1 protein-coding gene is annotated in these 9,259 nt (G+C 68.3%); it reads right to left on the reverse strand.

Annotated features, from left to right (window positions below; genetic code table 11):
• Window positions 1–178 precede the first annotated feature (178 nt).
• The coding region (locus tag AC1VAN_RS04040; protein WP_480985312.1) for a filamentous haemagglutinin family protein at window positions 179–9,259 on the reverse strand (9,081 nt) is incomplete at its 5' end.

Below are 9,259 nucleotides of genomic sequence, written 5' to 3' on the forward strand. Positions count from 1 at the left end.
GTCCCGCGCCCGGCGGCGCCGTGTCGGTGGTCCTCACCGCTGATGGCTGCTCCCTGCCCTCGGTGCCGTCCTGGCTGGGGCCGCCACCGTTCCCTGGCAGCTGGCCCGATCCTCTGTTCTGCGCGTGATGGGTGCGGTCCTTGGCCCGCACCGTTCCTCCATCCACGCATGCCTGGATCTACTGCACCTGCTGCTTGCCCGCGTCTGCCCGGGCCTGCGGGAACTGGAAGGCGCTGTTGACGTCGTAGCCCGTGGCGGCGGCCGTGTTTCCGCGTGTTGGCGGATCGATGCTGCTGCTGGCACTGCCGAAGCCCAGGATCTGCACGCTGATCACCGACGGCTGGTTGCGGCGCGCATCGTCCTGGCTCTTGCGCATCACGTCCTGTGCGGCCTGGCTGGCGCTGTTGGCCGCAGCGCTTGCCGACGCCAGCGCGTTGACGTTCACCGAGGCCAGTACCGGCAGGCCCTTGCTGTCGCCCTGCACCTGGATATTGGCGGCGTTGAGCACCTGCAGTGCCGCCAGGTTGATGTTGCCCGACACGCGGATACCCGCCTCGCCGGCATCGATGGTGCCCAGCGGCGCGATCAGGTCGACATCGCCAGGTGCCACTTCGGCGATCGGGTTCAACGTTGCGATGCCGGCGCCGCTGGCCGGTGCCTGCGGCGACAGGATCACGTTGCCCCAGGTGTCGTAGACCCGACGCGGCGGGGTGTACAGCAGCGTGGTCTGCGAGCCACGGCCGGCGTTGATGTCGCCCTGCTCGGACCACGCCAGGATGTCACCACCAAAGGTGGTCATCACCCGCGACAGGCCCAGCAGCACGCTGTCCTGGCTGAACAGACGGATGTCGCCCTGGCCCTGGGTGACCAGGCCCGCGCTGGCCGGAGGCACCACGCCCTGCACGCCCACCACGATCTGCCCGCCTGGCGCCATCAGCTCGATGTTGCCACCCGCTTCGGTGCGCACACCGGAGCCGCCATACATCACGATATCGCCAGTACGGTTGATCGTTGCGCCATTGGCATCCTTGTCCGGCATCAGCGTGGCGATCGCTTCGCGCCCGCGCAGATAGGAACCGAAACGCGGCCCTTCTGCATTGGTGTACTCACGACCACCTTCGCGCAGTTCAGCGTAGTAGACCTGGCGCAGGAAGATGCGCTGCTGCTCCTTCGGCAATGCGTCGAACACGGCCAGCGCCCCGGCGCCATCGGCAGCCAGACCGAAGCGCTGCTGCAGCCACTGCTTCAGTTCCTTGTCATAGATCTTCACGGCCTTGCCGGGCTGCGATGCCAGCGACTGCGCCGGATCGGCCAGGTTGGCCGGATCCAGGTAGCGCGTGCGCAGTGCATCGAAGTCAATGCCCTGATTGCCGGCAGTCACTGCGATGCTGGCACCGGGACGGGCATCGCCCTGGACGACGCCACCCAGGCTCACGATGCTTCCGGCCTCTTCCTGGCGCAGCTGCCGGCCCGCACTCACTTCAACGTTGCCGGGGCCGGCCACCGTCAGGTTGCTGCGGATGATGTCCCGGCCCGCCTCGATCCCGCTGATATCGGTACCGCTGGTGTTGAGCGCTGTGACGTTCGCATTGATCACGTCGCGACCGGCGCGCAGCTGTACGGCCGAGCCCGCTTCGTACCAGTCGAACAGTGTCCTGCTCTCCTCGCCGATGTTCCGCCTCAATTGCCTGCGCCCGCCGCTGCCCAACCCGATGATGTCACCGGCAACGGCATAGAAGCGGCTGGGCGACGTGGGCCGGGACGTCAGCGCACCCGTGGTCGGAGTACTGGGGCCGAACGCGAACAAGGGCAGGATCGCCGACGGATCCGCTCCCTGCACCCCATCGTCGGAGAGATTGTGGCCGACCCGGGTCAGGCTGACGCCCCGCTGGGCCATGAATGCAGGATCAAACGGGCCAGGCAGGCGGGCGTCGCTACCGGAACGTGCAATGCCGGTGGCGTTGATCGCGGCATAGATCGAGCCTCCGGCCAGAACATCGAGCTGGCCGCTGGCCGAAGGCGCGAGCAGGATCACATCGCCCGTAGTCGCCCCTGGTCCGAGACCTCGAAGCGAGGCGCTGATGATGTCACCACTCGCTGCCACCGCGCTGAACCTGGACGGATACAGCCAGTAATTGATGCTGGCGGGAACGGATTGCTCGCGCAGCGCGATGCCTTCAGCGAACATGTTGCTACCGGTTGCATGCAGACTTCCGGCCAGGCTGGGTGCGAGATTTCCGCCTGCCGAGAACAGGTCCAGTGCCGTGCCTCGGGTCCAGAGCGAGAACCACGTCGTGCCAGCTGCATGCTGGCCATCGCCCAGAACCACGTCGTTGTAGTTGGCCGTCGGTACACGCCCTGCATCTGCGGCGCCACCGAGAACAATGTCACCACGGGCCTGCAGCCGGGCCGTGGAATCACCCAGAATGAGCAGGGGCCCCGCCATCGCCACCGGGGCGCCCGCCACGAACGGATCCATCAGGCCCAGCGTTCCGTAGCTGCTCTGTATCGCGCTGAGGCCACCGATGCGTGCCGCCTGCAGCAGGGTGCTGCCGCGCAGGTTGGTCACCGCGCCATTGAGATCCAGATCCTGCAGGAAACTCTCCGGCTGCTGCGCGCTGGCGCGCAGGCCAGGATTCAACGCACCGCCACTGCGCAGGGTCAGGTCGCCGCCACCGGTCAGATGCAGCTCACCGTTGCTGACGCGCCCGGTCGACCCGACCGCAGCAACAATCGCGCTGGAATGAGGCGCGGTCAACAGACCCAGGGCATTGCCCATCGGGTCGAGCACGCCCGCGTGGCGGCCCGCTTCCAGTGAAAGATTGCCGCCTCCCAACGTGCCGAAGCCGGTGAACCCGACCATGCGGGGAGCTGCGTCCGCTTCGGCGCCCACGGTGCTGTACGTGCCGAAGTTGATCCACCAGCTCGTGGGTGTTGCCTGGACGCCTTCGGTGGTGCCCGTACCCTGCCGCCACAACCAGCCGCCCACGGCTGCGCTTGAATGCCCGGCCTGGTCGCGCTGCGCCGTACCGGATTCGGACCGGGCGGTCCAGGCCTCGCCGATGATGTCGCGTCCAGCTTCAACCCTGACATCGCCGCCATGGTCGGGATACCACGCACGGTAACTGGCCAGCGCCGCATCATAGTTGCCCGAGACCTGGTTCCTGCCCAGCAGCGAGGTGTGCCAGGGCGCAGCCGTACGCACCGGATTGAACTGGGGGTCGCGGCCATCGCCCAGTAGCGTCGGCGCACCAGCGGTGTACACGCCGAAGCCGGACTTCATGCGCACGTCCTGCGCGGCCAGCAGTGCCAGATCACCCTTGCCGGTACGCAGCACGCTCCAAGCCGGCGAGCCCAGGCGCTTGCCGTAGGTGGTGACTTCGGTAAGCGTACCGCCGCCGTAGCAGTAGCCCATTGCCGCGCAGATCTCTTCCTCCGACATGCCCATCTCGGCACCCAGTTCCGTCGCCGGGCGGCCGACCCAGGATTCATCGCCCCACCATGCCAGCGAGCCTTCCTTGTCCACCAGGCGCGGCGCGGGGCCGCAGAAGGAGCCTGCACCACAGATCTCCGCCTCGGTGGTCCCGATGATCTCGGCCACCTCGGCAGGTGACTTTCCGGCCAGACTCTCATCGCCCCACCAGTACAGAGAACCCTCCAGATTGACGATGCGATCACCCTTCCATTCTGTCGTCGTGGTTACTGTCCCGATGGTGCTGTAGTGGCTGTCGGCCAGCACGATGCTGCCGTCACTTCCCCAGCGGCGAGTACGCGGATCGGCGGCGGTCGTATCGGCACCGGCCACTGCGGTCAGATCCCACGACGTGGTGCCGTCGGGCAGCATCGCCGCCAGCGCCCAGTTGCGCCCCTGGCGCCCGCTGGCATCGGCCGTTCGCAGCTTCACCGGCGCATCGCCGGCCAGCTCCACCTTGGTCATCGACGGGATGATCGCACCGGCATGCAGGTCCAGTGCGCCGGAAAGCTTCATTGCCATGGGCAGGGCGACACCGGCCGGCCACACCTGTGCGGCCACCGGCGCCGGCGTGCGCAGGCGGAAGCCAGCGCCCAGGCGGGCACCGGACTGCAAAGCCAGCGCCTGTGCCAGCACGGTACCGGCCGCCATCACCTGTCCGCTGCCTGTCGTCACGGCCGCGCCCAGAACGGTACCGGCGGGCAGCAGCAGCGGCCCGGACAACACCATCTCCGCCGGCAGCACGGTTCCCGCCGGCAAGGTTACGGCCTCGAATGGCAGTGCATAGTTCAGCGTGGCGCCAGCACGGAACTCGGTGCCGCGCTGCAGCTGGACACCTTCGCCGGGCACGATCAGGTCGCCGCCGAACGCGGTGTTGGGCGTACCGCTACTGCGCCCTTCCAGCAACACCCAGCCGTCCTCATCGGGATTGGCGGGCGGCGGCGCGAAGCCGTCGTTGATGCTGCCATAGACATTGATATCGCCCTCGGCACGCAGCACCAGCGCGGCCGATTCACCGAAGCCGCGGCGCGCAGGATCGAGCCGGTTCGACTGCGGTCCGTAGCGATAGCCGGACAGATCGATATCGCCGGCCACGACCAGATCGCCACGCGGGTTGTCACTGCTGGTCCGCGCCACGATCTGCACGCCGGGGCGCAGGCGGTAGCTGCCCAAGGCGGCAATGCGCTGCTGCAATCCCGTATTGACCAGCGCGGCGTTCATCCACTGGCTGTTGTCCGGGTCCACCACCGTATCCAGCCATTGCTGGTTGATCACCTGCGGACGATGGCCGTGCACGTCCGGAGCGCTGGCCAGCGGCGCCGAATCATAGCTGCGGAAGGCGTTGACCTGGAGATCGCCGGCACCGGCAATGCGGATGCCGCTGGCCACCTCGATCGCTGCATCGTTGGTGCCCACGCGTGGCACGTTGAGCTTGACGCTGCCGCGCGCGCGGCCGTCGTTCTGGCCCGGGCCGCCACCCGTGGCCACCGAGGTGCCGCTGCGCAGGTCCATCGAGGAGGCCGCACCCAGCTGCAGGCCGCCATTGGCCGAGGTCAGTTCGATCATGGCCCGGTTCGGGCTGTCGATGATCTTGCCGTAACTATCGACGCGCAAGGCGCTGCCATGCGCGTCCAATGTTCCGTCGATACGCAGCACATCGCGGGCGGACAGGCGGATGCTGCCGACCTGTTCGCCACTGGCATCAATGCGGCCATTGACGAGCAGACTGCCACCATCGACGCTGATATCAACGTTGCGTGCCTTCACTTCATCGCCGATCACCAGGTCGCCTGCGCTCAACTGGAACGTCCGGCCACCGGTAATGCCACCGGCGGTAAGCCGGGTGTTCAGGCCGGAGAAGTCCTGCAACTGGCGTGCACGCACTACCAGCTCGCCGCCGTCGTAGGGCACTTCAGTGCCACCGGCGTCGTAGCGGCCGCTGGCTCCGCCAAGCAACGTACCTGCCAGATCCACACGGCCGCCCTGCGCGCCCAGCGCAGCGACCGTCAAGCGGCCGCCGCGGTTGTTGCGGGCGGAAAGATCGATGCGCGACGCCGCGTCGGCAACGATGTCACCTTCGCGACTCGACAGTGCCACGTCGCCGCCCCAGCTGTACTTGTCCACGTCGAACAGGCTGACCTTGCGCCCGGCCATGTCCAGCACCGCATTGCTGCCGAGCGCCACGCCCTGGCGTGCATTGGCTTCAAACCTGCCGGACGCCAGCGCCACCCGGCTGTCGATCACAACGCGCTCTGCCGCTATCGACAGCTCCGCACCCAATGCATCGCTGCCCGCGGTTGCCGCAGCGCCGTGCAACTGCACCGTGCCGCCGTTGCGGATTGCCAGCTGCGCACCCGCGTTACCGGTCAGCAAGGGGGTGACGATATCCAGCGCGCCGCCGCTGAACTGCCAACCGCTGCCTGCCACGTAATCGCCCTGCCGCTGGAAGACCTCCAGGCTGCCCTTGCCCGAGAACAGCATGCGATCAGACGCTGCCAGCGTAACGCCGGCGAAACCGAGCACCTGGCGATCCGCGGCCACCGACGAACTGGGCCGGGTAAAGGGCGCACGCCCCAGCTCCAGCGCCCTTGCATTGATTTCCAGCTGCCCTTGGCCAAGCCGGCCCACCATCGCCTCGCCGGCCGGCTGGGTCTGCTCACCGCCGGGCAACGTGGTGCCGGCCAGCGTACCGTCCCAGACCAGCGTATCGGCGAAGATGCGTGCGCGATCGGTAGCGGTGCCGTAACCGTGAATGGYCGGTGCGCCCAGCACCAGGCTGCGCAGGCTGCTGCGTCCGGTTGCGCCCTCACGGGTGTCCAGGTCCACGCTGCCGAAGACATTGATGGCATCGCGCGCGGTCAGGCTGAGGGCCTCCAGCGCCGGCGCACCGGTGGCGGTGTTTCCCCGCAGCAATCGCTGCAACACCTCCTGGTTCATGGTCATGCCCGCCGGCAGGGCGCCGGCCGCCGCTGCCGCCGCAATGGCCTCGGCGCTGCCGAGATTGAGCGCCGACATGCCCAGGCCGAGCTGGCGCGTGCCGTAGCTCACCGAATCACCAATGTTCAAGGCACCGTCGGTGACCACATTGATGCTGCCTGCCGACAGCAACCGGGTCTGGCCATCGCAGTCCACCACGCATCCGCCGATGTCGATCGCCACCGGACCGGCGGCACTGCCGCCCTGCGCACTGAGCGCCGTCAAGCGCTGGTTGGACACGGCAAGCAGGCCGCCCGACACCAGGTAGGGCGCCGTGGGCTGCGCAACTCGCGACGGATCGGCCCCGGTCAAGGTGTCGATCGCAGCGCCCTGCTCGATCAGGATCCCCTTGCCTCCGAAGGCGGCCGACAGCAGCACTTCCTGCGCCGTCAGGGTGACGCCGTTGCGCACCACGATGTGCCGCGCGCTGCCTTCCAGCGAATAGGTCGTCGCGTCACGTCGCAGCACGCCGCCAATCAGCATCGTTTCCGGGCGGAACGCATTGAGCGCGGAGTCGAAGATGGTTGCACCGCTGCCGCTGCCGGCGCTGTCGCCTTCGGTGGCAATCTCCAGCACCGCGCCATCGGAGGTGCGCAGGTTGACCGAAAGCGTGCCGCCRCGCCCGTCATTGCTGCCGGCGTTGAAATGGGACAGGCCCTGGAAGATCGCGGCTGGCACGGCCGAACGTCCTGCGCCGTCGCCCAACACCAGGTTGAGGTTGCCGGCGTCGGTCGGCCGCCAGCGCAGCGCTTCGCCACGCCGCTCGGCCACGCCCTGCACGAACGCGCTGTAGGCGGTCTCGTTGTAGCTGGCATGGCGGCGCACCACCTCCGCCGGCGTCAGCACCAGATCGGTGAGCAGCGGTGAGACACCACCGCCCAGGCTCTGCGCCTGGTGTCCACTGACGCGCCAGGAGCCAGTGCCGGTCGCCACTGGCTGGCGGCTGCCGACGGCGCTTTCGGCGCCAACTTCGACGCGGAATGCGCCCTTCTGCAGAGCGTAGCTGGCCGGCAGCAACGTGTAGGTTCCCGCCGGAAGGCCGGGAACACCGGCGGTTATGATGATCTGTTGGCCAACGCGCGGATCGGCACTGCCGTCAGCGGTGCCCAGCGGCGCCTGCGTGCCCGAGCGTCCCGGCATGATCGCGTAGACCGCATTGTCACTGCCGCTGAAGCGGTAGCGCGGGTTCGCATCCGCCAGCGCATGCCGCAGGATGTCCACCGAGCCACCGCGCCCTGCCACGAACGCGGCACCGGACAGCTCGCCTCCGCCGGACACATCCAGCACGCTGCCCGCCGCGCCACTGAAGGCATTGGCCACGATGTCGATACCGATCGGGATGCTGATCGAGCCGGGGCCCAGTACATCGAAGTCGGCATCGTTGCGGCGCCAGCTCACACCGTCCACGGTGCCGCCAAAGGGCAGCGCCAGCCCGGCGCCACTGATGGAGGTCACGCTGCCGGCAAGCAGATCGACACGGCTGGCACGATTCGAGTTGAACTCGTTGCCGCCCAGCTGCACGCGGCCCCACGGCGCCTGCACCGTGCCGCCCTGCACCACCGTTGCCGCCACCAGCTCCAGGCTGCCGAACGCAGAATCCGGTGCCGGTTGCGCGCCGCCCGCAATGCCATGGATGCGCAGCACGGCGTCGGGGTTCTGCCAGGACGGCACCCCCGAGGGACCGATGTCGGGAACGCCGGCCACGATGCGTCCCTGGGCCCTGGCCGCAGGGTACAGGCGTGCGGCKCTGATATCGATCGAACCCGGGCTTGCCAGCGTGGAGATTCGTGAAGTGCTGGCGACTGGCGCCAGCATGCGGATGTCGCCGCTGCTGCGCAGCCCGACCTGATCAAAGCCGGCCAGCCAGGTGACGTCGCGCAGGTCGATCAGATCGGCGTCCACCTCCAGGCGATGCTGCCGGCCGGTATCGAACGGTGCCTCCAGCGGGCGCAGCGTCCCTTCCCCGGCCGGCTGCCACCAGCGCCCCTGCGCAAGGCGGACATACGGCGCGGCCAGTTGCAGGCGGCTGCCCGCGCTGTTGCCCGGGACGAAGCCGAGGTAACGCTCGTTCACGCCCTGCAGGCGCAGGCTCTGGTCCATGCGCAGATTGACATCTCCCTGGGCGCGGATATCGCCGAACAGGGCCAGATGATCGAAACCACCGGCCTCGACCTGCTGCACCGACAGTGCCGCATGGCCGTATTCAAGGCGTGCAGGCAGGCTCGCCGTCTGCGCGGCGTGCTGGGTCAGCGAGATCACCCGCGGCGCCAGCACCTCCTTACCGTCTGCCGTTCTGCCGTAGGTGCCGCCACCGAAGGCAACACCAAGGGTGCCACCGCGCGCACCGTCGCCGCCCGCCGCTGCATCCAGTTCGCCGTGCAGGTACAGGGCATTGCCCGCACGCAGCACGATGCTGCCGCCATCGCTGTCGACCCGGGTACGCCCGCTGCCATCGATATCGAGCAGCGCCGAAGCACCGGACGCATCCAGCCGTGCACCGCGCTCCACCACCACGAAGGTATCGGGCGGCAGGTGGCGCACGTTGTCCTGGTCCTCCCAGTCCAGCGCCCCCCCGATCTCGATGGTTCCGCCCCTGCGCACCTGCCCGCGCAACGCCCTGCGCGCGTCGGGCAGGGAAACGGTGTCGCCACTCACGTCAAGCAGTGCGCCATCGGCGATCGTCCACTGGCGCTCGCGGCGTGCATCGCCGCGTACGCCCGACGGATCGAATGCCTCGGCCAGGCGGATGCGCCCGCCGGCCGCCTTCAGACTACCGGCCACAGTCAGGTTGCCGGCGCTGAACAGTTCGAT

The organism is Stenotrophomonas sp. 05L44_2 (assembly GCF_056665995.1).